This is a genomic window from Nocardioides endophyticus (assembly GCF_039543845.1).
Taxonomy (GTDB): domain Bacteria; phylum Actinomycetota; class Actinomycetes; order Propionibacteriales; family Nocardioidaceae; genus Nocardioides; species Nocardioides endophyticus.
The window spans coordinates 226088-248994 of sequence record NZ_BAABKN010000019.1 but is presented as its reverse complement, the minus strand read 5'-3'; the positions used below and the strand labels follow the sequence as shown (position 1 = coordinate 248994).

Sequence of the window (22907 nt, the reverse complement as noted above, 5' to 3'; positions counted from 1 at the left end):
GGCCCGGCCGGTCACGACGACAGCTGGGACAGCTGCTCGGCGAGCGACGCTGCGCCGTCGACCAGGGTCACCCCCGCGGTGGACTGGGAGTAGGGCACGACGACGTAGCTCTTGTCCTGCACCGCACGCAGCTGCGACAGCACCGGATCCTTCTCGAGGTAGGCGATCTTGTCGTCCGCGGTCGACCAGCTCGCGTCGGCGAGGGCGATGACGTCGGGGTCGGCGGCGATCACCTTCTCCCAGCTGACGTCCTCCCAGCCTCCGTCGATTCCGCCGAAGATGTTCGTCGCACCCGTGGCGTCGATGACCACCTGCGGTCCGCCTCCTCCGACACCGGCGAGCGCCGTCTTGTCGCCGGAGTCGTACCAGAAGACCGTCGTGCCGGCGCCGGCAGCGTCGTCCGCCAGTCCGGCCACGACGTCCTGCTGCTCAGCGACGAGCTCCGCGGCGTCGTCGGAGACGCCGAACGCCGATCCGACAGCCTCGATCTCCTCCCACACCGCCTCGAAGGAAGGCTCCGGTCGCAGGCTGTCGTCCTCACAGCCGAAGGGCGAGAGGTACGACGCGACGCCGAGAGCGTCCAGCTCCTTGGGGGTGCCAGCGACCTTCGGGTCGAACGCGCTCGCGTACGACGCGTAGACGAAGTCGGGATCGACGGCGAGCAGCTCCTCGCGCTTCGGGTACTCCTTCGAGATCACCGGGACCGACGCGTACGCGTCTGCCCAGCGAGTCGGCGGCTCGGGGTCGTCGAGGTAGGCGGTGCCGGCCATCCGGTCCTCGAGACCCAACGCCAGCATCACCTCCGTCGCACCCTGATTGAGCGTGACGGCCCGCTCCGGCGCCGTCTCGACGGTCGAGGTGTGGCCGCAGGCAGCGACGTCGACCGGGAAGGCCGGCCCCTCCCTGCTGTCTGCGGCGCTCACGGCGGCCGGCTCGGACTCGGGCGCATCGGCGCAGCCGGCGAGCACGAGTGCTGCTGTCATGGCGACCACGGATGCGGCTGCGATGGACATCGTTGTGGGCAGGGGTCGACTGCGCACGGTACTTCTCCAAACCCTCGTGGAATATGACGCGTCGTGGCCGGTCTCCTGGCTTCCGTCTCAACGTTCGATGGCCGACCTTCCCGGGCTTGCGCCCAGTGGTCCGCAGCAACCCGAGTTGCTCCGCAAGGGCCGTCTCACTCAACGGCTACAGTGGCGAGGGCCGCGCCGGCATCAGACCGACTTCCCGTACACCACGACGGCCGCAACGTAGCAGATCCGGATGCGATGACAGTGACGCGAGCGTTGTTGGTAACGTCCGACCTGCCAGTCGTGCCACCTCGGTGGTCAGGGAACCCGGTGAGACTCCGGGACTGACGCGCAGCGGTAAAGGTGACGGGCGGGATATGCAAGCCACTGGGAGCTCTCACGAGAGCCCGGGAAGGCGTCCCGTACCGGTCGATCCCGAGTCCGAAGACCTGCTGGCCCTCACGACACCAGTCGCGAGGAACCCCGCGGGCTCCGCGTACGAGCCCCTGACCGCGGAGGACCAAGGTGACCAACACCCGCACCCGAGCCGACCAGTGCCCGGGCGTCTTCCGACCCTGGGCTGCCGCGGACGGCAACCTCGTCCGGTTGCGGCTCGCCGGCGGACTCCTGCCGGCCGGCAGCCTGCGGGCGCTCAGTGAGCTCGCCACGGCGTACGGCGACGGCGACGTCCACGTCACCGGCCGGGCCAACCTCCAGCTGCGCGGTCTCGGCGAGATCACGCCCGAGATCGTGGCCGCGATCGAGGCGACCGGGCTGTTGCCGTCGCGCACCCACGAGCTGGCGCGCAACCTGATGACCTCGCCGCAGACCGGCCTCGCCGGCGGCCGCGCCGACCTGCGTCCGCTCGTAGCCGAGCTCGACCGGCTGCTGTGCGCGGACCCGCTTCTCGCCGGGTTGCCGGGCCGGTTCCTCTTCGTGCTCGACGACGGACGCGGCGACCTGCTCGACAGGCCCGTCGACCTGGGCCTCGTGACGCTCGACGACCGGTCGGCTCAGCTCGTCGTGGGTGGACGCTGGGGCGCCGTCGTCCCGCTCACCGACGCCGCACCGAGGCTGGTCGCGCTCGCCCGCTCGTTCCTGCAGACGCGGACCACGGAGTGGCACGTGAGCGAGCTGATCGCGCCCCTGACCCCGGTGCTGCCGCCCGATCGGCTGATCCCACCGGCGACCCACGCACTGCCGTACGGCACCGTCCCCGGCGGCGAGCACGTGCCGGCGCCGGACGGGATCGTGGACCCGGCGCTCGGAGACCTCGACGTCGACCTCGTCGTCACGCCGTGGCGCGGCGTCCTGGTGCCGGCATGAGCACGCCGCCGAACGGACCAGCGCGGCCGCCGCGCCGCTACGAGTACATCGACGACGGCCCGGCGATCTACGTCGACTCGTTCGCGACGATCCGGCGGGAGGCGCGCCTCGACGCCGTACCGACCGACGCCGAGAAGCTGGCCGTCCGGATGATCCACGGCTCCGGGCAGGTCGACCTCGTCGACGACCTGGTGATCCACCCCGACCTGGTGCCCGCGGCGCGCACCGCGCTCATGGTCGGCGCCCCGATCCTCTGCGACGCCCGGATGGTGGCGATGGGGATCACCGCCGGCCGCCTGCCCGCCGGCAACCCCGTGCGCTGCTTCCTCACCGACCCGCAGGTACCGGAGCTCGCGGCGGCGTGGGGCACGACGCGTACGGCGGCTGCCGTCTCGCTCTGGGAGCCCTTGCTCGACGGCGCAGTAGTCGCGATCGGCAACGCTCCGACCGCCCTCTTCCACCTCCTCGAGATGATCCTCGACGGTGGCCCGCGGCCGGCGGCGATCGTCGGCTGTCCAGTGGGCTTCATCGGCGCCGCCGAGTCCAAGGAGGCGCTCGCGTCGTTCGGGCGCGACCACGGCATCGACCTGCCGTTCGTCACCGTCCGGGGTCGCCGAGGCGGCTCGGCGATGGCCTCGTCCGCGATCAACGCACTGGCGCAGGAGGCAGAGTGAGCACGGCACCAGGACGGTTCTGGGGCATCGGCGTCGGCCCGGGCGACCCCGAGCTGATCACCCTCAAGGCGGCGCGCCTGATCTCGTCGGCCGACGTCGTCGCCTACCACGCGGGCGTCGGGAAGACCTCGAACGCGCGCCGGATCGCGGCAGAGCTGATCCCCGACGACGTCATCGAGGAGGAGCTCCGCTACCCCGTCACGACGGGAGACACCTCCCATCCCGGTGGGTACGCCGGCGCGATGGCCGCCTTCTACGAGGAGGCCTCCGGAAGGTTGGCGGCGCACCTGGCCGCCGGGCGCGACGTGGTGCTGCTGGCCGAGGGAGACCCGCTCTTCTACGGCTCGTTCATGTACATGCACGACCGGCTCGCGGACACCTACGAGACCGAGATCGTGCCCGGGGTGCCGGCCTTCGCCGCCGCCGCCTCCGCCGTCGCCGCTCCTCTGGTGCGCCAGACCGACGTGCTGACGGTGCTGCCCGGCACACTGCCCGAGGCCGAGCTCGCCCGCCGGCTCGCCGACACCGACGGCGCGATCATCATGAAACTCGGCCGCACCTTCCCCGCCGTACGACGCGCGCTGGCGACCGCCGGGCGGCTCGAGCACGCCGTCTACGTCGAGCGCGCCTCGATGCCCGCTCAACGCTGGCTGCCCGTCGCCGACGTCGACCCCGACTCGGTGCCGTACTTCTCGCTCATCGTGGTGGCCGGAGACTCGCTCCACGGGGCGGGTCGTCGGGCCGCGGGGCACGCGGTTTCGTCACCAATCGCAGATCCAGGGGCCGAAGATCCGCGGTTGGTGACCAAACCGCGGGTCGCGGAGCTGCTGGTGGTCGGCCTCGGACCGGGGCCGGCGGAGTGGGTCACGCCCGAGGTGACGGCGGCCCTGGCAGGAGTCGACCACGTGGTCGGATACGCGCCGTACGTCGCGCGCGTGCCGCAGCGGGAGGGGCTGAGCCGGCATGCGTCCGGCAACACCGTCGAGCTCGATCGCGCCCGAGCCGCACTCGATCTCGCCCTGGCCGGCGAACGCGTCGCCGTCGTCTCGGGTGGTGACGCCGGCGTCTTCGGGATGGCGACAGCGGTGTTCGAGGCCGCGGCCGACCCGGCGTACGCCGAGGTGCCGATCCGGGTGCTGCCCGGCGTCAGCGCGGTGCAGGCCGTGGCGGCGCGAGCGGGTGCGCCGATCGGCGGCGACTTCGCAGTGCTGAGCCTCTCGGACCGGCTCAAGCCGTGGTCGGTGATCGAGCAGCGGCTCCGGGCCGTCGCGCAGGCCGATCTCGTGCTGGCGGTCTACAACCCCGCGTCGCGCTCCCGCACCCACCAGGTGGTGGAGGCGCAGAAGGTGCTGCTCGAGCACCGGTCCCCCGACACCGTCGTCATCGTCGGGCGCGACGTCGGCCGGGCCGAGGAGTCGCTGACCGTGACCACACTGGCCGAGCTCGATGCCGACACCGTGGACATGAAGTGCCTGCTGATCGTCGGGGGGTCACGCACCACCGTCAGTCCGACCGGCGCGGTGTGGACACCGCGCTCGGTCGACTGACGGTCAGCTCACTGCTCGGTGTCGGGTGCCTCGGTGCCGACGCACTTCGTCACGGACTCGGTCGACACAGACGACAGCGCCTCGGTGTCGTCCTTGCTCGCGTCGTAGTCCTTGTCGCCGTCCGCGATCGCCTGGAGCGCGTCGTCAGACAGGTCGGAGTCGCGGAACGCCTTGGCGATGCAGGTGGCCATGTCGTCGGTGACGTCACCGCCGAAGCTGTCGCCCATGCCGTCCTGGATGCCGTCGGCGATCTCGTCCACCGAGGGCCGGCCGCCACCACCGCCCCCACAGCCGGTCGCGAAGGTGAGGACGAGTGCGGCAGCAGCCACGGCAGAAAGTACGCGCTTGGTCATGAGACCTCTTCCGATTTCGGGGCGCCCGACCGCTCCGTCTCGCGGCGGGTCGCCTGACTGTCTCTTTTCCCGACGCGGCCGTCCGTAACTTGTGGTCTAGACAGTCGGCCGACGATCGCGGGCCCCGGAGTACAGCCAGGACTCACCGCCGTCCGCAGCCAGCGCGCGCCCGACCAGGATCACGGCCGCCTGCCGCAGACCGGCGGACTCCACCTGGTCGGCGATGTCGCCGACCGTCCCGCGGAGCACGAGCTCGCCGGGCTGGGACGCGCGGTGCACGACGACAACCGGGCAGTCCGCGCCGTACTCCCCCTCGATCTCGGCCATCAGCTCACGCGTGCGGGTGATCGCGAGGTGCAGCACCAGCGTCGCCCGGGTCGCCGCGAACGCCGCCAGCGACTCGGTCTCCGGCATCGCCGTCGAACGCGCCTGCGTGCGGGTCAGCACCACCGACTGCGACACCAGCGGGACCGTCAGCTCTCGGCCGACCAGTGCGGCCGCTGCGGCGTACGCCGGGACACCGGGGGTCACGTCCCACGGCACGCCCGCGGCGTCCAGGCGCCGGGTCTGCTCGGCGATCGCGGAGTAGACCGACGGGTCCCCGGACGTGAGACGTACGGCGTCGTGGCCGGCCTCGTGCGCGGCCACCAGCTCCCCGAGGATCGCGTCGAGGTCGAGGTCCTGGGTGTCGACGAGGCGGGCGTCGTCGCGGCAGTGCGCCAGGACTGCCCCGTCGAGGTAGGTGCCCGGGTAGAGGACCAGGTCGGCGGCGGCGAGCAGCGCGGCCGCGCGCAGGGTGATCAGGTCGGCCGCACCCGGTCCGGCGCCGACGAAGTGGACGGTCATGGCTTGCTCCAGCTCCATTGAGTGACCGCGCGGCCAGGTGTCCAGCCGCTGAACGATCCGATCGGCGCGGCATGCTCGACCGACAGCCGGGTGAGCTCGCCGCCGTGCTCGCCGTACGCCGCGGCGAGCAGGGACTCGGTCTCGAGCGTCACCCCGTGGACGACGAGTCTGCCGCCGGGCGAGAGGCGCTCCCTGCAGGCCGACAGCAGCCCGGGCGCCGTCGCTCCCCCACCTACGAAGACGGCGTCGGGCGCGGGCAGGTCTCCGAGGGAGTCGGGGGCGCGGCCGTGGACGACGCGGAGGTTGGGGACGCCCAGCAGCGCGGCGTTGCGGCCGATCCGCTCGGCCCGCGCGCCGTCGGACTCGACCGCGATCGTCCAGCAGCGCGGGTGCGCACGCATCCACTCGATGCCGACCGAGCCGGCACCGGCGCCGACATCCCAGAGCAGCTGGCCGGGTTGCGGAGCGAGCCGGGCGAGGGCACTGGCGCGGACGTCTCGCTTGGTCAGCTGGCCGTCGTGCTCGAAGGCGGTGTCAGGCAGGCCGCCCGCCCAGGCGCCCACGACCGAACCGCGCAGGTCGAGCGCAACCACGTTGAGGGCGGGAGCGGGTCCGGTCCAGGTCGCCGCCGTCGCGTCGACCCGGGACTCCTCGGCCGAGCCGAGGTCGCCGAGCACGGTCATCACGCTTTCGCCGTACCCCCTCTCGACGAGCAGTCGCGCCAGCTCGTCGGGGGTGGTCGCGTCCGAGGAGAGCACCACGACCCGCCAGCCGGGCGCGAGCTCGCGGAGTACGGCATGCAGGTCTCGACCGACGACCGACACGACGGCGCTGGCCTCGGCCGCCCAGCCCATCCGGGCCCGCGCCAGCGCGACCGAGGACAGGGCAGGCTCGATGCGTACGGCGCCCGCGCCGAGCAGCGCGATCAGCGTCGACCCGATGCCCGACACCAGCGGGTCACCCGAGGCGAGAGCCACGATGTCCAGCCCCGCATGGCGTTCGAGCAACACCGGCAGGTTGTCGCGCAGCGGCGACGGCCACGGCTCGCGGACGACGTCGAGGGTGTCCGGCAGCATCGCCAGGTGCCTGGCGCCGCCGAGGATCACGTCTGCGGTCAACAGCCGGCGCCAGCTCGTCTCCGGCACGCTGGTCCAGCCGTCGGCGCCGATCCCGATCACGGTGATCAGCGGCGGACGGTCGTCGGAGCTCGGCACGGGGAGAGACCCTAGCGCTGCGTGGCAGACGGCTGTCTCAGGTGCCGGGCGAAGAACTGGGCGGAGGCCTCCGCCTCGAACTCCGGGACGCCGGTGTGCCCGCCCAGGTTGGCGTGCAGTGTCTTCTCCGTGGAGCCGAAGGCGTCGAACAGGTCCAGTGCCATCTGCCGGTCGTTCCCCTCGTCGTCCCACTGGAGGAGGACATGCAACGGGATGGTGATCTGGCGGGCCTCCTCGAACATCGCGCGGGGCACGAAGCTCCCCGCGAACAGGAGGGCAGCCGCGATCCGGGGTTCGACCACCGCCAGCCGAATGCCGATGGCGATGACTCCGCCCGAGAAGCCGACCGGGCCGCCGATCTCGGGCAGCCCGAGGACGGCGTCCAGAGTGGCTTGCCATTCCGGGACGGCCTGATCGACCAGCGGGAGGACGAGGGCGTCGACGATCTCGTCGACCGGCTCACCGGCCGCCAGCGCCCGGCGCAGGCCGGCACGAGCCTGCTCGGCGACGGGCGACCGGGGCCGGTCACCGCTCCCCGGGAGCTCGATGGCGACCGAGGCGAACCCGTCACGCGCCGCGTGGGTGGCCCGACCCGCCAGCCGGGGGTACATCCGGCGTACGTCACCGGGGTGACCCACCAGGATCAGCGGTGCCGGCGCCTCCGTGGGAGTCCACAGGATGCCGGGGATCTCGCCGAGGGTGAACTCGCGCTCGAGGACGCCGCTGTCGAGCCGTCGTTCGGAGGTGAACTGCATGGTCGTGCCTTTCGGGAGTGCTCGTGGACGGCGCTCCCGGACGACCTATCGCCCGACCGTGACCCCCGAGGGGAGCACCCATGTCGAAACGTTCACGGGTACCACCTCCTCTGTCTCCAGCACGGCCTTCGCGAACGTAGCAAGTGGCCGTCCCCGTCCGCCAACGGATTCCCTAGCCGCACCCACCGCCCTGCCTAACCCTGCGGGGGTCTCGACAAGCTCGAGCGCTGAGAGCCCACCTCCGCGCGGCTGGGGCTCCGCACGGGGCTCAGGTCCGCGAGGGCGGGGTGTGCGGCCAGGGTGCGACGTGCCCGGTGCAGTCGCACGCGCGCCGTCCCGGGGCGCAGGCCCAGGACGACCGCGGCCTCGGTGATCGAGAGCCGCTCCCACTCGGTCAGCCGGATCAGCTCGCGGTCCGGTTCCCGGAGGGAGGCGAGCGCCGCCTGGACGGCACCTGCCTGACCAGAGCCGCCGGCCACCGAGGTGTCAGCCACCGTCTCACCGAACCGGGCGCGCTCGCGCTCGGCCTGGTGACGTCGCCGGTTCTCCCGATCCGCGGCCAGCAACAACCGCCGGGCGGTGCCGAACAGCCAGGCCCGCCGTACGTCAGGCTCGGGCAGGTCGTCCACCCGCTGGAGCGCCACGACGAAGACGTCACCCAGGAGGTCCGCGCCCGCCTGCCCGGCCCGGCGGTAGAGATAGCCGCGCAGTTCGGCTGCGTGTCGGCGGTAGAGCTCTTCGACGTCCACCCGCGACGAGGCCGGCATCACCTCCGCTTCCCCAACCTCAGCTCGGGGGCCAGCCCGGGCATGCAGGACTGGTTGCCGGCGAGCGCCGTCCTGGCCGCCGCGGGATCGTCGGTGCGGATGGCCTGCTCGAGGTCCGGGAGCCAGGCGAACTCCGACTCGTCGGCCATGTCGGGATCGGTGTCGGTGATCGACGGCCAGGTGCGGGCACCGAGGATCACGTCGGCCGCCCGCTGCTCGGTGGCGATGTCGCCGGTGCGGAGCGCACCCGCCCACACGTTGCTCCACGAGCACAGGGCGTGACCGGCCGTCCACAATCGCAGGGCGCCGCTCGACAGGGACGTGATGTCGGACCGATCCCGGGTCGCGTTGTCGAGCTCCCAGTCCAGCGCGCTGTCACGGGCCGCGACCGAGGGGAACCGGATGTCGGTGGTCATCTCGTCCATGACGCCAGCGAAGTCGGGCGCGCGCGGATCGAGCCGCTCGCCGGGGCCACCGAGCTCGACGTCCTCCGCGTCCACCGGACCTCTGCCGGTGTGAGCACTGAAGACGTTGCCCGTCGCTGCGCCCGCAACCCCGACCAGCCCGACTGCGACGAGCCCGGCCACCACGGCCTTCCAGTGAGTACGGCGTCGCGCGCGATGCGTGTCGGACGCCTCGATCCGTTGCCAGAGGGCGATCTTCTCACCCTCGGTGAGGTCCGGGACCGCGGGCGCGGCTTCGCGGATCGCGTCGCCGTGCCGCTCCGACCAGTCCTGGTCGCGAACCGTGGGTGCCATGGGTCCTCCTCGAAAAGATGCTGTCATCCCTGACATGTCGGCGCGTTACACCGAGCGAGGTCGAGTCGTAGGATTCCGCGGTGCTCACCGCCACCGCCCCACTGCCGCGCCGACCGCACCGGGTGGCGGTAGCCGGGGTCAGCGGCTCGGGCAAGAGCTCGCTCTCTCGGCGCATCGCCGAGGTCCTCGACCTGCCGTACACCGAGATCGACGGGCTCTTCCACGGTGCCGACTGGACGAAGCGGCCCGAGTTCGAGGCCGACGTCGAGGCGTTCACAGCCGCACCCGGCTGGGTCACCGAGTGGCAGTACGACTTCGCGAGGCCTCTCCTGGTCGAGCGCGCCGACCTGCTCGTCTGGCTCGACCCGCCGTACCCGATGGTGCTCCAGCGCGTCGTACGACGGACCCTGCGACGCCGGCTTCGTCGGCAGGAGCTCTGGAACGGCAACCAGGAGCCGCCGCTCCGGACGTTCTTCACCGACGACGAGCACATCGTCCGGTGGTCGATCCGGACCCGCCACCTGTACGACGAGCGGATCCCCGTCGTCGCCGCTCAGCGTCCGGACCTGACGATCGTGCGGCTGGGCAGCACCCGGGAGGTGGACCCGTGGCTGCGCGAGATCGTGCAGCCGCTAGCATGACCAATGGCACGAGGTGCCCCGAAGTCTGGGGAGAATCTGGGAAGCCGGTGAAAGTCCGGCACAGGCCCGCTGCGGTGACTCGACGCTCTGACACGGAGTGCTGAGAAGTCCGAAGACCGGCCCCGCGCCACGCATCATCCGATGTCCGTTGGCGAGCGAGCGGGAGCCTCTCATGCCACAGCAGTACCCCTTTAGTGCCGTCGTCGGCTCCGACGACATGGCGCTCGCCCTGATCCTGACCACGGTCTCGCCCGACATCGGCGGCGTGCTGGTCCGCGGCGAGAAGGGCACCGCGAAGTCCACGATCGTTCGGGCGCTCGCGTCGGTGCTGCCGCCGATCGACGTCGTCGCGGGTGACCGCTTCTCGAGCGACCCGCGTGATCCGGCGCCGCTCTCGCCCGACGGCCCCTTCCCTGCCGACGCCGCGGCCGAGACTCGCGCCGTGCGCCTCGTGGAGCTGCCCGTCGGCGCGACCGAGGACCGGGTGCTCGGCTCACTGCACCTCGAGCGCGCTCTCTCCGAGGGCAAGGCCGAGTACGAGCCCGGACTGCTCGCCAAGGCCCACCGCGGGATCCTGTACGTCGACGAGGTCAACCTGCTCCACGACCACCTGGTCGATCTGCTCCTGGACGCGGCCGCGATGGGCCGCTCGACGGTCGAACGCGACGGGGTGTCCGTCGAGCACGCCGCCAGGTTCGTCCTGGTCGGCACCATGAACCCTGAGGAGGGCGAGCTCCGGCCGCAGCTGCTCGACCGGTTCGGCCTCACCGTCGAGGTGGCGGCACCCCGCGACCCGGCTCTGCGCGTCGACGTCGTACGTCGCCGGATGGCGTACGACGCCGACCCCGACGCGTTCGCTGCGACGTACGCCGACTCCGAGCGCGCTCTCACCGACCGCATCCAGGCCGCTCAGGCCCGGGTCGCTGACGTCGAGCTGACCGACGAGACGCTGCTCCAGATCGCCGAGCTCTGCGCCGCCTGCGAGGTCGACGGCATGCGCGCCGACATCGTCACCGCCCGGACGGCCGTCGCCCATGCCGCCTGGCACGGCCGCACCACGGTCTCCACCGAGGACGTCCGCGCCGCCGCTCGGCTCGCCTTGCCGCACCGGCGCCGGCGCAACCCGTTCGACGCTCCCGGGCTCGACGAGGAGCTGCTCGACCGGGTGCTCGGCGAGGACGACCCGGAGCCGGACCCGGAGCCTGAGCCTCCGGGGGGTGGCGACGACGGCGGTGGGGACCCGACCCCGACCGACCACGACGAGACGTCGTACGGCGAGAGCATGGGGACACGCCCACCGCATGACGTCCCGGACACGGCTGGTGCGAGTGGCGAGCAGAGCACCACCGTGAGCGCCGGAGCGACGTACCGACCCAAGCTGTTCACCGTCCGCGGCACCGGGGCCGGGGAGGCCGGCAAGCGCAGCCGCGCGGTCACCGACAACGGGCGCCGGATCGGGTCGCGCGCCGGGCAGCGCGGGCCGCTGCACCTGACCGAGACCGTGCGCGCGGCGGCGCCGCACCAGCTGGCTCGCGGGCGTACGTCGGGCCGCCTGCTGCTCCGCTCCCAGGACCTCCGAGTGGCGACACGCGAGGGCCAGGAGTCCAACCTGGTGCTGTTCTGCGTCGACGCGTCCGGGTCGATGGCGGCGCGCAAGCGCATGGAACAGGTGAAGACGGCGATCCTGTCGCTGCTGCTCGACGCCTATCAGCGCCGCGACAAGGTCGGGCTGGTGACGTTCCGGGGCAGCACCGCCGACCTGGCACTGCCGCCGACGTACTCCGTCGACATCGCGGCGAGCCGACTGGAGGTGCTGCCCGCCGGTGGACGGACACCGCTCGCTGAAGGGCTCCTCGAGGCTGCGCGGGTGCTTGACCTCGAACGCGTCCGTGATCCGCGCCGCCGCCCGCTCCTCGTCGTGGTGACCGACGGCCGCGCGACGAGCGGCAGCGCCGCGGTCGAGCGTTCTCGCCAGGCGGCCGGCCTGCTCGCCAAAGCCCGCGTCGACAGCCTGGTCGTCGACTGCGAGAGCGGCGGCTTCCGGCTCGGCCTGGCCGCAGTGCTCGCCGAACACCTGAGCGCCCAGCACGTGCCGATCTCCGAGGTCAGCGCCGAGGCGTTGACGGGCGCGATCCGCGGACGGGCGGCCTGACATGCCGCAGGGACAGCCCACCGCCGTACCCGACGACGGCCTCACCACCGCCCAACGCCGCAACCAACCGCTGCTGATGGTCAACACCGGCGATGGCAAGGGGAAGTCCACCGCCGCCTTCGGCCTCGCGATCCGTGCCTGGAACCAGGGCTGGAACGTCGGTGTCTTCCAGTTCGTGAAGTCCGCCAAGTGGCGCATCGGCGAGCAGACCGTGCTCGAACGGCTCGGCGAGCTCCACGCCCAGACCGGCGAGGGCGGACCGGTCGAGTGGCACAAGATGGGCTCCGGCTGGTCCTGGTCGCGCAAGGCAGGCGAGGCTGAGGACCATGCCGCGGACGCCGCGTCCGGATGGACGGAGATCAAGCGCCGCCTGGCAACGGAGACCCACGATCTCTACGTGCTCGACGAGTTCACCTACCCGATGGAGTGGGGCTGGGTCGACGTCGACGACGTGGTGGAGACGCTGGTCAACCGACCCGGTCGGCAGTACGTCGTCGTCACCGGACGCCGCGCGAACCCGCGTCTCATCGAAGCCGCCGACCTGGTCACCGAGATGACCAAGGTCAAGCACCAGATGGACCGCGGCCAGAAGGGCCAGAAGGGCATCGAGTGGTGACCCGCCGATGGTGACGCTCCCGCGTGTGGTCGTCGCCGCTCCCGCCACCGGGCAGGGGAAGACGACCGTCGCCACGGGCCTGATGGCCGCGCTGACCCGCGCGGGCCACGTCGTGTCCGGGCACAAGGTCGGTCCCGACTACATCGACCCCGGCTACCACGCGCTCGCCTGCGGACGGCCGGGCCGCAACCTGGACCCGCACCTGGTCGGCGAGGAGCGCATCGTGCCGCTGCTCCTGCACGGAGCTGTCGGCGCCGACGTCGCCGTGGTCGAGGGCGTGATGGGTCTCTTCGACGGCAAGGTCGGCGGACAGGGCTTCGCCTCGACCGCACACGTCGCGACGCTCACCCGCTCGCCGGTCGTGCTGGTCGTCGACATCTCGCGCTCGTCACGGTCCATCGGGGCCGTCGTGCACGGCATGGCGACCTGGGACCCCGCTGTGCGCGTCGCCGGCGTCGTGCTCAACCAGGCGGGCTCGCCGCGGCATGCGCGCGAAGTGGCCGACTCGATCGACCTGCCGATCCTCGGGACCGTCGGCCGCGACCCCGACCTCGCCGTACCCTCGCGGCACCTCGGCCTGGTCCCCGCCGCCGAGCGCGACGAGGCCCGGCACGCGCTGGACGCGCTGGCCGACCGGATCGCCGAGCTCGTTGACCTGGAGGCTGTGCTGGCGCTGGCGCGGTCCGCGCCTGACCTGGACAGCGAGGCATGGGACCCCATCACGGAGGTAGGTGGTTTCGAGGCTCGCTTCGCTCGCACCTCCACCACCGGGACACCGGTGGTGGCGATGGCGGGCGGACGGGCGTTCACGTTCCGGTACGCCGAGACGGAGGAGCTGCTCCGGGCGGCCGGGTGCACGGTGGTGGGCTTCGACCCGATGGTCGACCCGCGCCTGCCCGACGGGACCGCGGGGGTCTACCTCGGGGGTGGCTTCCCCGAGGTGCATGCCCGCGAGCTCACCGACAACGTGGTGCTCCGGCGCGAGCTAGCGGCGGCGCTCGCGGACGGCGTCCCGACCGTGGCCGAGTGCGCCGGGCTGCTCTACCTGTGCGAGGCACTGGACTCCTCCCCCATGGTCGGTGCGATCGCGGCGGAGGCCGCGATGACCGAGCGGCTGACGTTGAGGTACCCCACGATGACCGCCGCCACCGACAACCTGCTGACCCGTGCGGGCGAGACGGTGACGGCCCACGAGTTCCACCGGACCCAGGTCACTCCGTCGAGCAACGGCCGGGCGGCCTGGACGGTCGACGGGCACGACGTCGGCTTCGCCTCGGACACCCTGCACGCGTCGTACCTGCACACCCACTGGGCCGGCCACCCGCAGCTCGCGCAGCGGTTCGCCGACGCGGTCCATGCCCGTGGCTGACCCGGGAGACCGCCCGCTGCGCCACCACGGCGACGCCGAGGTCGGCACCGGCCTGGTCGACTTCGCCGTCAACGTGTACGACGGGCCGCGTCCCGCGTGGCTCGACGCCGCCCTGCGCGCGGGCCTGGACGACGCCGCGAGCTATCCGTCAGCCGGCGCCGCTGAGGCAGCCATCGCAGCCCGGCACGGCCGGGATCCGTCCGAGGTGCTGGCGACGGCTGGCGCCGCGGAGGCCTTCTCCCTGGTCGCCCGGCTCCGGCCCTGGCGGCGACCCGTCGTCGTGCACCCGCAGTTCACCGAACCCCATGCCGCCCTCCTGCAAGCCGGGCACGCGGTCACCGAGGTGGTGCTCGCCGAGCCGTTCGAGCTCGACCCCAGCGCCGTGCCCGACGACGCCGATCTCGTGGTGATCGGCAATCCGACCAACCCGACTGGCGTCCTGCACCCCGCGCCCGCCATCACAGCGCTGCTGCGACCGGGACGGGTAGTGGTCGTCGACGAGGCGTTCATGGACGCCGTCCCCGGCGAACCCGCCACCCTGACCCGGCACCGCGACCCGAGACTGCTGGTCATCCGGAGCCTGACCAAACACTGGGGCATCCCCGGGGTCCGGGCCGGCTACCTCCTCGCGGATGCCCGACTCGTCCGCGAGCTCCGCGACGGGCAGGTGCCGTGGTCGGTCGCCAGCACGGCGTCCGCCGCCATGATCGCCTGCTCCACCGACGAGGCCGCCGTCGAGTCGCGACGACGCTCTGGGCAGATCGCCACGTGGCGGCGCGATCTCGAGGAGTCTCTGTCCACCATGGGGATCCACCACATTCCGTCGCAGGCGAGCTTCGTGCTCGCCCAGGTCGGAGTCGGCGCGCACGGGGCCCTCCGAGACGCCGGCGTCGCCGTACGACGCGCCGACACGTTCCCCGGTCTCGACGCGTCGTGGGTGCGGATCGCCGTACGTCCGCCGGAGCGGAACAGATCACTCCTGGATGCTCTGTCCGCACTCGGTCCAGATGCCCTAGGCTGACCACGCGGGCACGAGGAAGCCGGTGAGACTCCGGCACAGTCGCGCTACTGTGACATCGCCTCCGAGCGACCAGGAACTGGCTGGTTCGGAGTGCGGTGAAGTCAGACCCAAAGGTCCGCTTCCACCCATTCGAACAGGGACGCACGTATCCCTGAGGAGGCACCGTGTCGCAGTCGTCCACCGCACCCATCTCCGGGTCCGCCGTCGAGGTTCCCTCGATCCCCTTCCGCGAGATCGCCCCGTGGGCAGTCTTCTTCGGACTGCTCGCCATCCTGGCGATCTTCTTCATCAGCGCCGACCAGGGCGCGGTCTCCATCCCGTCCGGCAACGCGATCCACGAGTGGGTCCACGACAGCCGGCACCTGCTCGGCTACCCCTGCCACTGAGAGCAGGTACCTGACATGACCGCACGAGCTCTGCTCGTGAGGGGGCTGCTCGTCGGCCTCCTCGCCGGATTCGCCACGTTCCTCGTCGCCCACCAGGTCGGCGAACCCCACGTCGAGACCGCGATCGCCCTCGAAGAGGCCGGCGCCGCCGCCGAGCCCGAGCACGAGGCCGCCACCGACGGCCACACCCACGAGGAGGAAGGCACCACGGTCTCGCGGCACGACCAGCGCACCTGGGGCCTGCTCACCGGGAGCCTGGTCGTCGGCACCGCACTGGGCGGCATCGTGGCCCTGCTCGCGGCCGCCGCTGTCGGCCGCCTCGGCCGGATGACACCGGGTCAGTCGACGGCCACCGTCGCGCTGATCGGCTTCGTGTCGTTCGCGCTGGTGCCGTTCTTGAAGTACCCCGCGACTCCCCCGGCCGTCGGCAACGGCGAGACCATCGGCGACCGGACCAGTTGGTACTTCGCCTTCATGCTGGTCTCCCTCGCCTTCGCCGCCCTCTCCACCCTGCTGGCGGTACGGGTCTCCGACAACTCCGGTGCGTACGCAGGCGTCCTCTCCGGCATCGGGCTGTACGTCGTCGCCATGGTCGTCACCGGCCAGCTGATGCCGACCGTCAACGAGATCGGCGACTTCCCGGCCGACGTCCTCTGGTACTTCCGCCGAGCCTCGTTGATCACCATGACGACGATGTGGGCCGTGATCGCCATCGGCCTCACGGGTCTGATCGGCCGTCTCTACCGCGCCGAGACGGCCCGGACCGAGCGGCGCGAGCTGGCGGCCAGCCTGTGACCCGACCGGTCATCGCATCACCGTCCCCGGACGTGGCAGCAGCAGCCGCCGAGCGCCTGGCTGCCCTCGCGACCCCTCCCGGGGCGCTGGGGCGACTGGGCGACCTCGCCGTCTGGCTGTCCGCCGCCCAAGGGTCCGTCCCGCCTCGGGAGCTCGACAACGTGCGACTGGTGATCTTCGCCGGTGACCACGGCGTCGCCGCGCACGGCGTCTCGGCGTACCCACCCGAGATCACCGCCGCCATGGTCCGCACCTTCGTGATGGGCCGCGCGGGGGTCTCCGCACTCGCGAAGGCGCACGGTGTCGCCGTGCGCGTGCTCGACCTCGGCGTCGACGACGAGCTCGACGGCGTCCCCGACGACGTACGACGGCACAAGGTGCGCCGGTCCTCCGGGGCGATCCACCTCGAAGACGCGCTGACGGCCGAGCAGACCCGACAGGCTCTCGAGGTCGGAGCGACCGTAGCCCGCGAGGAGATCGCTGCCGGTGCGCAGCTCCTGCTCAGTGGCGACATGGGCATCGGCAACACCACCCCAGCGGCGGCGCTCGTCGCTGCCGCGCTCGGGCTGCCGGCCAGCGAGGTCGTCGGACGCGGGACCGGGATCGACGACGCCGCACTCGAGCACAAGACCCAGGTGGTCCAGCAGGCGCTCGACCGAGCCGGCGATCGGGTCGACGACCCGATCGACTGCCTCACCGCGCTCGGGAGCGCCGACCTGGCCGCGAGCACGGGCTACCTGCTCGAAGCCGCCCGCCAGGGCGTGCCGGTGCTGCTCGACGGCCTGATGGCGGTGGCCTGTGCGCTCACCGCCGACCGGATCGGACCGGGCGCCGCCGCGTGGTTCGCGGCCGGACACCGGTCCACCGAGCCCGCACAGTCGTTCGCGCTCGCCAAGCTCGGGGTCGAGCCCCTGCTCGACCTCGGGTTGCGCCTCGGCGAGGGAAGCGGCGCCGTCGCCGCCGTTCCCGTGCTGCGCGGCGCCGTCGCCCTGCTGCGCGACGTCGCCCTGCTGTCCGAGCTGCTGCCCGACCCGGGGCCAGATGCCTGACGCCTGGCGGCTCGCCACCGGGACGCTCACGGCGCTCCCGGTGGCACCGCCTCGGGAGGTCACTCGCACCACCGCACGCGCCGCCATGCTGCTGGCGCCGCTCGCGGTGCTCCCCCTCGGCGTGCTCGTCGCCGCGATCCTGTGGCTCGGAGGGCTGACCGACGTGCCGCCGCTCGCCGTCGCCTTCGTCGCGCTCGGCGCACTCGCCGCCGGCTCCCGCGCGCTGCACTGGGACGGGCTCTCCGACGTGGCTGACGGGCTCACGGCGTCGTACGACCGCGAGCGCTCCCTGGCCGTCATGAAGACCGGCACCAGCGGCCCGGCAGGTGTGATGGCCACCGTGGTGGTCGCCGGCATCCAGTCCGCCGCGCTCACGGCGTACGTCGACACCGCCGCCCTCGCCCTGCTCGCGGGCGGGCTCGTCTGCCTGTCGAGGTGCGCACTCTGGATCACCTGCTGCAAGCGCGTCCCGTCAGCCCGTCCCGGTGGGCTCGGCGACACCTACACCCGCACTGTGCCGCTCCCACTCGCGGCGCTCGGCGGCGTGCTGCTGTCCGTCACCGGCGGACTCGTCGTGCTGCTGCTGGTGCGCCGCACCACTGCTCGCTTCGGCGGGGTCACCGGCGACGTCTTCGGCGCCGCCATCGAGCTCGCCCTCGCGGCCACACTGCTCACCTGGGCGTGGCTGTGACGTCAGAGCCGCAGCACCCGGCCCGCCACGACCAGGTGCACCTCGTCGCACGCGGCCCCGAACCGCTGGTTGACCGATCCGAGCAGGTCCCGGAAGACCCGTCCCGATCTGTGTTCGGGCACCACCCCCATCCCGACCTCGTTGGTCACGATGACCACGGTGCCACGCGCCGCCGACAGTGCCTCGAGGGCGCGGTCCACGGCAGCCTCGACGTACGCCGCCAGGTCGGGCATCGCCGCGTCCCACTTCGCCTCGTCGTCGACCAGGCGCGTCAGCCAGGTGCCCAGGCAGTCGACGAGGACGGCACCGTCCGTCGCCAACGCCGAGGCCAGGTCGCCGGTCTCGACAGTGGACCAGTGCGACGGCCGACGTGCCCGGTGGGCGGCGATCCGCTCCTGCCAGTCCGCGTCGTCACGGATCGGTCCGGGCGCGACGTACCGCACCGTCGACGCCCCCTCCAGCAACGACTCGGCGTGCCGCGACTTGCCGGATCGCACGCCGCCGGTGACCAGGACCTTCATCGATGACTCCCTTGTCCGGGCTGCTGGGCCTGGTGGCCGGCTTCGCCGCCGACCGCGTGTGGGGCGACCCGGCGCGCTGGCACCCGGTCGCGGGGTTCGGTACGACGGCCGCCGCCCTCGAGCGCCGGACGTACGCCGACCGCCGGCTCAACGGGGTCGTCCACGTGACGATCCTGGTCGGTGCCGCAGCCGCCGTGGGCGTCCGACGCACCGGCGTGATCGGCACAGCTGTCAGCACCTGGGCGGTGCTGGGCGGCCGTTCGCTGGACCGTGAGGCCGAGGCCGTGCAACGCCTGTTGGAGGCCGGTGACCTCGCGGGCGCCCGTCAGCGACTCACCCACCTGGTCGGCCGTGACACCAGTGAGCTCGACGTGGCCGGCGTCGCGCGAGCCGTCATCGAGTCGGTCGCCGAGAACACCTCCGACGCCGTGGTCGCGCCGCTCGTCTGGGGCGCCGTCCTCGGGACGCCGGGCCTGCTCGCCTATCGCGCCGCCAACACCCTCGACGCGATGATCGGGCACCGCAGTCCGCGCTACGAGCGATTCGGCTGGGCGGCGGCCCGCCTGGACGACGTGCTCAACCTGCCGGGATCGAGACTGACCGCCACCCTCGCCGTACTCCTCGGCGAGGACCACCGAGCCGCGTGGGCCGCCTGGCGCCGGGACGCACCCGGCCATCCGAGCCCGAATGCCGGCCCGGTCGAGGCGGCGTTCGCCGGCGCGCTCGGGGTGCGCCTCGGTGGCGTGAACGTCTATGCCGGCCGAGTCGAGGACCGGCAGGTGCTCGGCGACGGCCGCGCTCCGGACACCCACGACATCACCCGCGCCCGGCGGCTGGCGAGCCGGGTCGGCCTGGGCGCCCTGGTCGCGATCGCACCCATCGCGCTGCGGCGTCGACGTCGCTGACGGTCTCGACCCCGGCAGGCGCGGGCGGACGGCGTACGACGACGGCGGGGATGCCGAGCGCGCCGGCCGCCTCCATCTTGGGCCAGGTGTGCGACCCACCGGAGTCCTTGGTGACCAGGACGTCCGAGCCGTGCTGCTGCATGAGCGCGACCTCGTCCTCCACCCTGTAGGGGCCGCGGTCGCGCAGGACCTCCCACGCCGTCGGCAGCGCGATGTCCGGCTCGTCGACGACCCGCACCAACGCTGCCCGGTCGCCCAGCGGGCCCACGAACCGGTCGAGCGACTGCCGGCCCACGGTGAGGAAGGGACGTCCGCCCAACCCGGCCGCGGCGTCTGCGGCACCGTCGTGGTCGTCGACCCAGACCCAGTCGCCGCTCCACCCGGGACGTTGCAGCCGCAGGAGAGGTACGCCGGCGCACGCTTGTGCCGCATGCGCCGAGATCTGCGCCGCGAAGGGATGCGTCGCGTCGACGACTGCGTCGAAGTCGAGCGCGTACGCCGCCAGCCCGGCCACGCCGCCGAACCCACCGATCCGCACACCCCCGACGGGGAGCCGCGGCTCGGCGACCCGGCCCGCGAGCGACGTGGTCACCTCGTCCCCGGCGTCGACCAGCGCCGACGCGAGCGCTCGCGCCTCCGCCGTACCGCCCAGCACCAGGACCTTCACCGCCGGTCCCCCGGCGGCAGCACCGACAGCCCTGCCGGGGCTCCGGCGACCGCGAGGTCGAGCAGCGTGTCGACATCGAGGTGGTGCTCGACGAGATCCCCGAGCAGGTCGAGGCGGCGTTCGCGAGCCGCCGCGAAGCTGACGCCCGACGGCGTCCACAGGTGCCCGGTCAGCCGGGCGACCTCGGTCAGCAACGCGTGACGGAAGTCGTCGTGCTCCAGGCACCCGTGCCACATGGTGCCGAAGACATGGCCGTCGCGGGCACCACCCAGGAAGGACTCTCCCGATCCGACCGTGACCCGGCCGTGGTGGATCTCGTAGCCACCGACCTGAGCCCCGAGCGCCGACCCGTGCGGGAGTCGCAGCACCTTCTCGGCGTCGAACACGGTGTCGGCGTCGAGCAGCCCGAGTCCCTCGGCCGAGGCACCGACCGGGCCCTCGACCCCGTGGGGGTCGCGCACCGTCCGGCCCAGCATCTGGAAGCCACCGCAGATGCCGAGCACGGGACGGCCCGCTGCCGCGTGGGCGAGCACGGCGCGGTCGAGCCCGCGCGACCGCAGCCACTCCAGGTCCGCGAGCGTCGCCCGCGACCCGGGCAGCACGATCAGATCAGCGTCCGCCAGCGAGCGGCCGTCGGACGCGTAGACGACGTCCACGCCCGGCTCCAGTCCGAGGGCGTCGATGTCGGTGAAGTTGCTGATCCGAGGCGACCGGACCACGGCCACCCGCAGCGGCGCCGGCCCGTCGGTCACCCGACGGTCGCCCACGTCGAGAGTGTCCTCGCTGTCGAGCCACACGTCGGAGCTGAACGGCAGCACGCCGTACACCCGCCGCCCGGTCAGCTGTTCCAGCTCGGTCAGCCCCGGCCCGAGGAGCGACTCGTCGCCGCGGAACCGGTTGACCACGAACCCCGTTACCAGGCGCTGGTCCTCCGGCGCGAGTAGCGCGACGCTGCCGAAGAGCGACGCAAAGACTCCGCCGCGGTCGATGTCGCCGACCAGCACCGTGGCCAGGTTGCCGTGCTGGGCCAGACCCATGTTGACGTAGTCGCTGGCCCGCAGATTGATCTCGGTCGGGCTCCCTGCGCCCTCCGCGACGACCACCTCGAAGCGCGAGGCGAGGTCGTCGAAGGCGTCGTACGCCGCGGCCGCGAGGTGCCGCCGGCCGTCGACGAAGTCACGCGACGACACCTCGCCGGCTGGCTTGCCGAGCACGACCACGTGGCTGCGCTGGTCGCTGCCGGGCTTGAGCAGCACCGGGTTCATCGCGACCTCGGGCTCGACCTTCGCCGCGAGCGCCTGCACCCACTGGGCGCGGCCGATCTCGCCGGTGCCGGTCGAGCCGTCGACGACCATCGAGTTGTTGGACATGTTCTGCGACTTGAACGGCGCGACCTTCACCCCCCGCCGCGCGAACGCCCGGCACAGCCCCGAGGTGACGATGCTCTTGCCGGCGTCGGACGTGGTGCCGGCGACGAGGAGGCCGCTCACGATCCGGGGTCCCCGCGGAAGCGTGGGCTGGAGGAGCGAAGCGGGGGAAGACCGCGGTTTCGTGGGGTGGTACTGAGCTTCCACTCGGCGAGCACGCGGCAGTCGTGGTTGGCGTAGCGCGCGAGGACGAGCCGGTCGGCCCGGCACCGCGCGGGTACGGCGTCACCGAGAGCGACGCGCACCGACGCGAGGTCGATGCCCTCTGCGCGCTGGTCGAGGGTGAGGTGCGGGACCGGCTCCGGGAAGGCGCCGCCGTACGGCGGGCACTGGGGGAACGACGCGACCAGCTGCCGGGTCAGCTCACGGAACGGCGCGTCCGGCTCCGGGTGCAGGTAGATGAGCCCGTGCTGGAACTCCCCCATCAAGTCCAGCGTGAAGTCGAAGGCCGGTGTACGGCGCGCGATGTCGCCCACCAGTGCCAGGTCGGCCTCCGAAGGATCGTCGAGGAACGGTCCCAGCGCCGAGATGTGCGCGTGCCCGAAGTCCGGATCCGCGGAGACGAAGGAGGAGTCGTAGTGATGGGTCCGTTCGAGGACAAACGGCTCCAGCTCGGGCACCGGGACCACGAGGACGTTGTGCGCCATCAGGTCGTGCGCCGCAGCAGGAAGATGTCCATCACCCAGCCGGCGGCGGCGCGCACCTGCTCGCGGACCTCGTCGATCGCGGGCAGCACGTCGCCAACTCGGCCGGCCACGAGCTCCTCCGACGCGGTCCCGAGGTTGGCGCCCCACCAGATCGTCCAGTCCTCCAGACCTTCGAGCTCGATCACCCGGTTGAGCATCACCACGACGTTGTCCTGCCCCTGCGCGATCGCCTCGCGGAGGCGGCGCCCGCTGGTGACCTGCAGCGCCTGGCCGACCTCGTGCAGCACGATCCGGTGCTTGGCGGCGAGCACCTGAATGCTGGAGATGCCCGGGATGACGTCGAGCTCGAGGTCGAGGCGACCGCGCTCCTGCAGCGACTGCAGGATCCGGATCGTCGAGTCGTAGAAGGCCGGATCCCCCCACACCAGGAAGCCCGCGTCGCCGTCGCGCGAGAGCAGAGCCTCCTCGTACGCCGACTGCCGCTCCTCGTGCCAGCGCGCCACGGCCGCGTCGTACTCCTCCTGCGTGGCGGTGCGGTCCGGCCGGCGCTCGCGCTCAGGGTCGTCGACGCGCACGATCACCGGCGCTGCTTCGAGGTGCCGGTCGAGCAGGCGCTCACGGGCGGTGACCAGCGGATCAGGCATCCCGCCACGACCGGACTTGTCGGTGACGACGAAGTAGGCGACCTCGCGCAGCGCGCGGACTGCCTCGATCGTGACCTGGTCGGGGTCGCCGGGACCGACGCCGATGATGCGCACTCGTTTCATCGG

At 72.4% G+C, this 22907-nt stretch carries 25 protein-coding genes and 3 riboswitches; of the genes, 13 read left to right on the top strand and 12 right to left on the bottom strand.

Annotated elements, in window-relative coordinates; translation table 11 throughout:
* Window positions 1–11 precede the first annotated feature (11 nt).
* On the bottom strand, window positions 12–983 hold the full coding sequence (locus tag ABEA33_RS15785) for an ABC transporter substrate-binding protein (protein ID WP_345527778.1): 972 nt from the start codon (window positions 981–983) through the stop codon (window positions 12–14).
* 78 nt (window positions 984–1061) lie between these two features.
* Window positions 1062–1254: riboswitch (cobalamin riboswitch) on the bottom strand.
* A gap of 37 nt (window positions 1255–1291) precedes the next feature.
* Window positions 1292–1481: riboswitch (cobalamin riboswitch) on the top strand.
* Between the two features lie 54 nt (window positions 1482–1535).
* Between ABEA33_RS15785 and ABEA33_RS15780 the strand changes: the two genes are divergently transcribed.
* The 3 genes from ABEA33_RS15780 to ABEA33_RS15770 are packed head-to-tail and all read left to right on the top strand — an operon-like array spanning window position 1536 to window position 4557.
* Window positions 1536–2336 carry a nitrite reductase gene (locus tag ABEA33_RS15780; RefSeq protein ID WP_345527777.1) on the top strand — a complete coding sequence of 267 codons (801 nt, stop codon included), beginning with the start codon at window positions 1536–1538 and terminating at the stop codon, window positions 2334–2336.
* Window positions 2333–3010 (top strand): precorrin-8X methylmutase, encoded by a 678-nt coding sequence (locus tag ABEA33_RS15775; RefSeq protein WP_345527776.1) that lies wholly within the window; start codon window positions 2333–2335, stop codon window positions 3008–3010. The genes ABEA33_RS15780 and ABEA33_RS15775 overlap by 4 nt, the downstream gene beginning before the upstream one ends.
* Window positions 3007–4557 carry a precorrin-2 C(20)-methyltransferase gene (locus ABEA33_RS15770; protein ID WP_345527775.1) on the top strand — a complete coding sequence of 517 codons (1551 nt, stop codon included), beginning with the start codon at window positions 3007–3009 and terminating at the stop codon, window positions 4555–4557. The genes ABEA33_RS15775 and ABEA33_RS15770 overlap by 4 nt, the downstream gene beginning before the upstream one ends.
* Window positions 4558–4565: 8 nt before the next feature.
* Here the strand turns inward: ABEA33_RS15770 and ABEA33_RS15765 are convergent, their stop codons facing one another.
* The 6 genes from ABEA33_RS15765 to ABEA33_RS15740 all read right to left on the bottom strand — a co-directional run bounded on the left by ABEA33_RS15765 (window position 4566) and on the right by ABEA33_RS15740 (window position 9250).
* A complete protein-coding gene (locus ABEA33_RS15765) occupies window positions 4566–4910 on the bottom strand; it encodes a hypothetical protein (RefSeq protein ID WP_345527774.1) in 345 nt (114 codons plus the stop codon).
* Window positions 4911–5006: 96 nt separating this feature from the next.
* On the bottom strand, window positions 5007–5756 hold the full coding sequence (locus ABEA33_RS15760) for a cobalt-precorrin-4/precorrin-4 C(11)-methyltransferase (RefSeq protein WP_345527773.1): 750 nt from the start codon (window positions 5754–5756) through the stop codon (window positions 5007–5009).
* Window positions 5753–6970 (bottom strand): precorrin-6y C5,15-methyltransferase (decarboxylating) subunit CbiE, encoded by a 1218-nt coding sequence (cbiE, locus tag ABEA33_RS15755; RefSeq protein ID WP_345527771.1) that lies wholly within the window; start codon window positions 6968–6970, stop codon window positions 5753–5755. The genes ABEA33_RS15760 and cbiE overlap by 4 nt, the downstream gene beginning before the upstream one ends.
* Window positions 6971–6981: 11 nt before the next feature.
* Window positions 6982–7725 carry a dienelactone hydrolase family protein gene (locus ABEA33_RS15750; protein ID WP_345527769.1) on the bottom strand — a complete coding sequence of 248 codons (744 nt, stop codon included), beginning with the start codon at window positions 7723–7725 and terminating at the stop codon, window positions 6982–6984.
* Window positions 7726–7919: 194 nt separating this feature from the next.
* A complete protein-coding gene (locus ABEA33_RS15745; RefSeq protein ID WP_345527768.1) occupies window positions 7920–8492 on the bottom strand; it encodes an RNA polymerase sigma factor in 573 nt (190 codons plus the stop codon).
* On the bottom strand, window positions 8492–9250 hold the full coding sequence (locus tag ABEA33_RS15740) for a hypothetical protein (protein WP_345527767.1): 759 nt from the start codon (window positions 9248–9250) through the stop codon (window positions 8492–8494). The genes ABEA33_RS15745 and ABEA33_RS15740 overlap by 1 nt, the downstream gene beginning before the upstream one ends.
* Before the next feature lie 80 nt (window positions 9251–9330).
* Here ABEA33_RS15740 and ABEA33_RS15735 point away from each other — a divergent pair, with 80 nt between their 5' ends.
* The 9 genes from ABEA33_RS15735 (at window position 9331) to ABEA33_RS15695 (ending at window position 17970) form a co-directional block, all read left to right on the top strand.
* On the top strand, window positions 9331–9891 hold the full coding sequence (locus ABEA33_RS15735; RefSeq protein ID WP_345527766.1) for a P-loop NTPase family protein: 561 nt from the start codon (window positions 9331–9333) through the stop codon (window positions 9889–9891).
* A riboswitch (cobalamin riboswitch) is annotated at window positions 9886–10030 on the top strand. Its footprint overlaps the gene before it by 6 nt.
* A 33-nt stretch (window positions 10031–10063) precedes the next feature.
* Entirely contained in the window at window positions 10064–12043 is a 1980-nt protein-coding gene (locus ABEA33_RS15730) for a magnesium chelatase subunit D family protein (RefSeq protein WP_345527764.1), read from the top strand.
* A 1-nt stretch (window position 12044) separates the two neighbouring features.
* Window positions 12045–12659, top strand: coding sequence for a cob(I)yrinic acid a,c-diamide adenosyltransferase (gene cobO / locus ABEA33_RS15725; RefSeq protein WP_345527762.1), 615 nt, complete (start codon window positions 12045–12047; stop codon window positions 12657–12659).
* Between the two features lie 10 nt (window positions 12660–12669).
* Window positions 12670–14028: a cobyrinic acid a,c-diamide synthase CobB gene (locus ABEA33_RS15720; protein ID WP_345527761.1), complete on the top strand. Its 1359-nt coding sequence runs from the start codon at window positions 12670–12672 to the stop codon at window positions 14026–14028.
* The gene (gene cobC, locus ABEA33_RS15715) at window positions 14021–15049 is read left to right on the top strand and encodes an Rv2231c family histidinol phosphate aminotransferase CobC (RefSeq protein ID WP_345527760.1); all 1029 of its coding nucleotides are present in this window, start codon (window positions 14021–14023) and stop codon (window positions 15047–15049) included. The genes ABEA33_RS15720 and cobC overlap by 8 nt, the downstream gene beginning before the upstream one ends.
* Before the next feature lie 164 nt (window positions 15050–15213).
* Entirely contained in the window at window positions 15214–15435 is a 222-nt protein-coding gene (locus tag ABEA33_RS15710) for a CbtB-domain containing protein (RefSeq protein WP_345527759.1), read from the top strand.
* A gap of 15 nt (window positions 15436–15450) precedes the next feature.
* Window positions 15451–16230, top strand: a complete 780-nt coding sequence (locus ABEA33_RS15705; protein ID WP_345527758.1) for a CbtA family protein — start codon at window positions 15451–15453, stop codon at window positions 16228–16230.
* Window positions 16227–17279, top strand: a complete 1053-nt coding sequence (cobT, locus tag ABEA33_RS15700; RefSeq protein ID WP_345527757.1) for a nicotinate-nucleotide--dimethylbenzimidazole phosphoribosyltransferase — start codon at window positions 16227–16229, stop codon at window positions 17277–17279. Before ABEA33_RS15705 ends, cobT begins: the two co-directional genes overlap by 4 nt.
* The gene (locus tag ABEA33_RS15695; protein WP_345527756.1) at window positions 17272–17970 is read left to right on the top strand and encodes an adenosylcobinamide-GDP ribazoletransferase; all 699 of its coding nucleotides are present in this window, start codon (window positions 17272–17274) and stop codon (window positions 17968–17970) included. Before cobT ends, ABEA33_RS15695 begins: the two co-directional genes overlap by 8 nt.
* A 2-nt stretch (window positions 17971–17972) precedes the next feature.
* Here ABEA33_RS15695 and cobU read toward each other — a convergent pair whose 3' ends face one another.
* Window positions 17973–18491, bottom strand: a complete 519-nt coding sequence (gene cobU, locus ABEA33_RS15690) for a bifunctional adenosylcobinamide kinase/adenosylcobinamide-phosphate guanylyltransferase (RefSeq protein ID WP_345527755.1) — start codon at window positions 18489–18491, stop codon at window positions 17973–17975.
* Window positions 18492–18493: 2 nt separating this feature from the next.
* Here cobU and ABEA33_RS15685 point away from each other — a divergent pair, with 2 nt between their 5' ends.
* Window positions 18494–19396 carry a cobalamin biosynthesis protein gene (locus tag ABEA33_RS15685; RefSeq protein WP_345527754.1) on the top strand — a complete coding sequence of 301 codons (903 nt, stop codon included), beginning with the start codon at window positions 18494–18496 and terminating at the stop codon, window positions 19394–19396.
* On the opposite strand, the gene ABEA33_RS15680 is transcribed toward ABEA33_RS15685, so the two are convergent.
* Genes ABEA33_RS15680 through cobF form a run of 4 tightly spaced genes read right to left on the bottom strand, consistent with a single transcriptional unit; the run spans window position 19308 to window position 22904 of the window.
* Window positions 19308–20063 (bottom strand): cobalt-precorrin-6A reductase, encoded by a 756-nt coding sequence (locus tag ABEA33_RS15680; protein WP_345527753.1) that lies wholly within the window; start codon window positions 20061–20063, stop codon window positions 19308–19310. The two genes, ABEA33_RS15685 and ABEA33_RS15680, sit on opposite strands and share 89 nt — an antisense overlap.
* On the bottom strand, window positions 20060–21553 hold the full coding sequence (locus ABEA33_RS15675) for a cobyric acid synthase (protein ID WP_345527752.1): 1494 nt from the start codon (window positions 21551–21553) through the stop codon (window positions 20060–20062). The genes ABEA33_RS15680 and ABEA33_RS15675 overlap by 4 nt, the downstream gene beginning before the upstream one ends.
* Window positions 21550–22137 (bottom strand): 2'-5' RNA ligase family protein, encoded by a 588-nt coding sequence (locus ABEA33_RS15670; protein WP_345527751.1) that lies wholly within the window; start codon window positions 22135–22137, stop codon window positions 21550–21552. The genes ABEA33_RS15675 and ABEA33_RS15670 overlap by 4 nt, the downstream gene beginning before the upstream one ends.
* Window positions 22137–22904 (bottom strand): precorrin-6A synthase (deacetylating), encoded by a 768-nt coding sequence (gene cobF / locus ABEA33_RS15665; protein ID WP_345527750.1) that lies wholly within the window; start codon window positions 22902–22904, stop codon window positions 22137–22139. The genes ABEA33_RS15670 and cobF overlap by 1 nt, the downstream gene beginning before the upstream one ends.
* Between the last annotated feature and the right edge of the window lie 3 nt (window positions 22905–22907).

What these genes read in the sequence shown, in the direction of transcription:
- ABEA33_RS15785 (WP_345527778.1), bottom strand. Translation starts at nt 983, where the DNA reads ATGACAGCAGCACTCGTGCTCGCCGGCTGCGCCGATGCGCCCGAGTCC.
- ABEA33_RS15775 (WP_345527776.1), top strand. Translation starts at nt 2,333, where the DNA reads ATGAGCACGCCGCCGAACGGACCAGCGCGGCCGCCGCGCCGCTACGAG.
- ABEA33_RS15765 (WP_345527774.1), bottom strand. Translation starts at nt 4,910, where the DNA reads ATGACCAAGCGCGTACTTTCTGCCGTGGCTGCTGCCGCACTCGTCCTC.
- ABEA33_RS15760 (WP_345527773.1), bottom strand. Translation starts at nt 5,756, where the DNA reads ATGACCGTCCACTTCGTCGGCGCCGGACCGGGTGCGGCCGACCTGATC.
- ABEA33_RS15750 (WP_345527769.1), bottom strand. Translation starts at nt 7,725, where the DNA reads ATGCAGTTCACCTCCGAACGACGGCTCGACAGCGGCGTCCTCGAGCGC.
- ABEA33_RS15745 (WP_345527768.1), bottom strand. Translation starts at nt 8,492, where the DNA reads ATGCCGGCCTCGTCGCGGGTGGACGTCGAAGAGCTCTACCGCCGACAC.
- ABEA33_RS15740 (WP_345527767.1), bottom strand. Translation starts at nt 9,250, where the DNA reads ATGGCACCCACGGTTCGCGACCAGGACTGGTCGGAGCGGCACGGCGAC.
- ABEA33_RS15730 (WP_345527764.1), top strand. Translation starts at nt 10,064, where the DNA reads ATGCCACAGCAGTACCCCTTTAGTGCCGTCGTCGGCTCCGACGACATG.
- cobO (WP_345527762.1), top strand. Translation starts at nt 12,045, where the DNA reads ATGCCGCAGGGACAGCCCACCGCCGTACCCGACGACGGCCTCACCACC.
- ABEA33_RS15705 (WP_345527758.1), top strand. Translation starts at nt 15,451, where the DNA reads ATGACCGCACGAGCTCTGCTCGTGAGGGGGCTGCTCGTCGGCCTCCTC.
- ABEA33_RS15695 (WP_345527756.1), top strand. Translation starts at nt 17,272, where the DNA reads ATGCCTGACGCCTGGCGGCTCGCCACCGGGACGCTCACGGCGCTCCCG.
- cobU (WP_345527755.1), bottom strand. Translation starts at nt 18,491, where the DNA reads ATGAAGGTCCTGGTCACCGGCGGCGTGCGATCCGGCAAGTCGCGGCAC.
- ABEA33_RS15685 (WP_345527754.1), top strand. Translation starts at nt 18,494, where the DNA reads ATGACTCCCTTGTCCGGGCTGCTGGGCCTGGTGGCCGGCTTCGCCGCC.
- ABEA33_RS15670 (WP_345527751.1), bottom strand. Translation starts at nt 22,137, where the DNA reads ATGGCGCACAACGTCCTCGTGGTCCCGGTGCCCGAGCTGGAGCCGTTT.
- cobF (WP_345527750.1), bottom strand. Translation starts at nt 22,904, where the DNA reads ATGAAACGAGTGCGCATCATCGGCGTCGGTCCCGGCGACCCCGACCAG.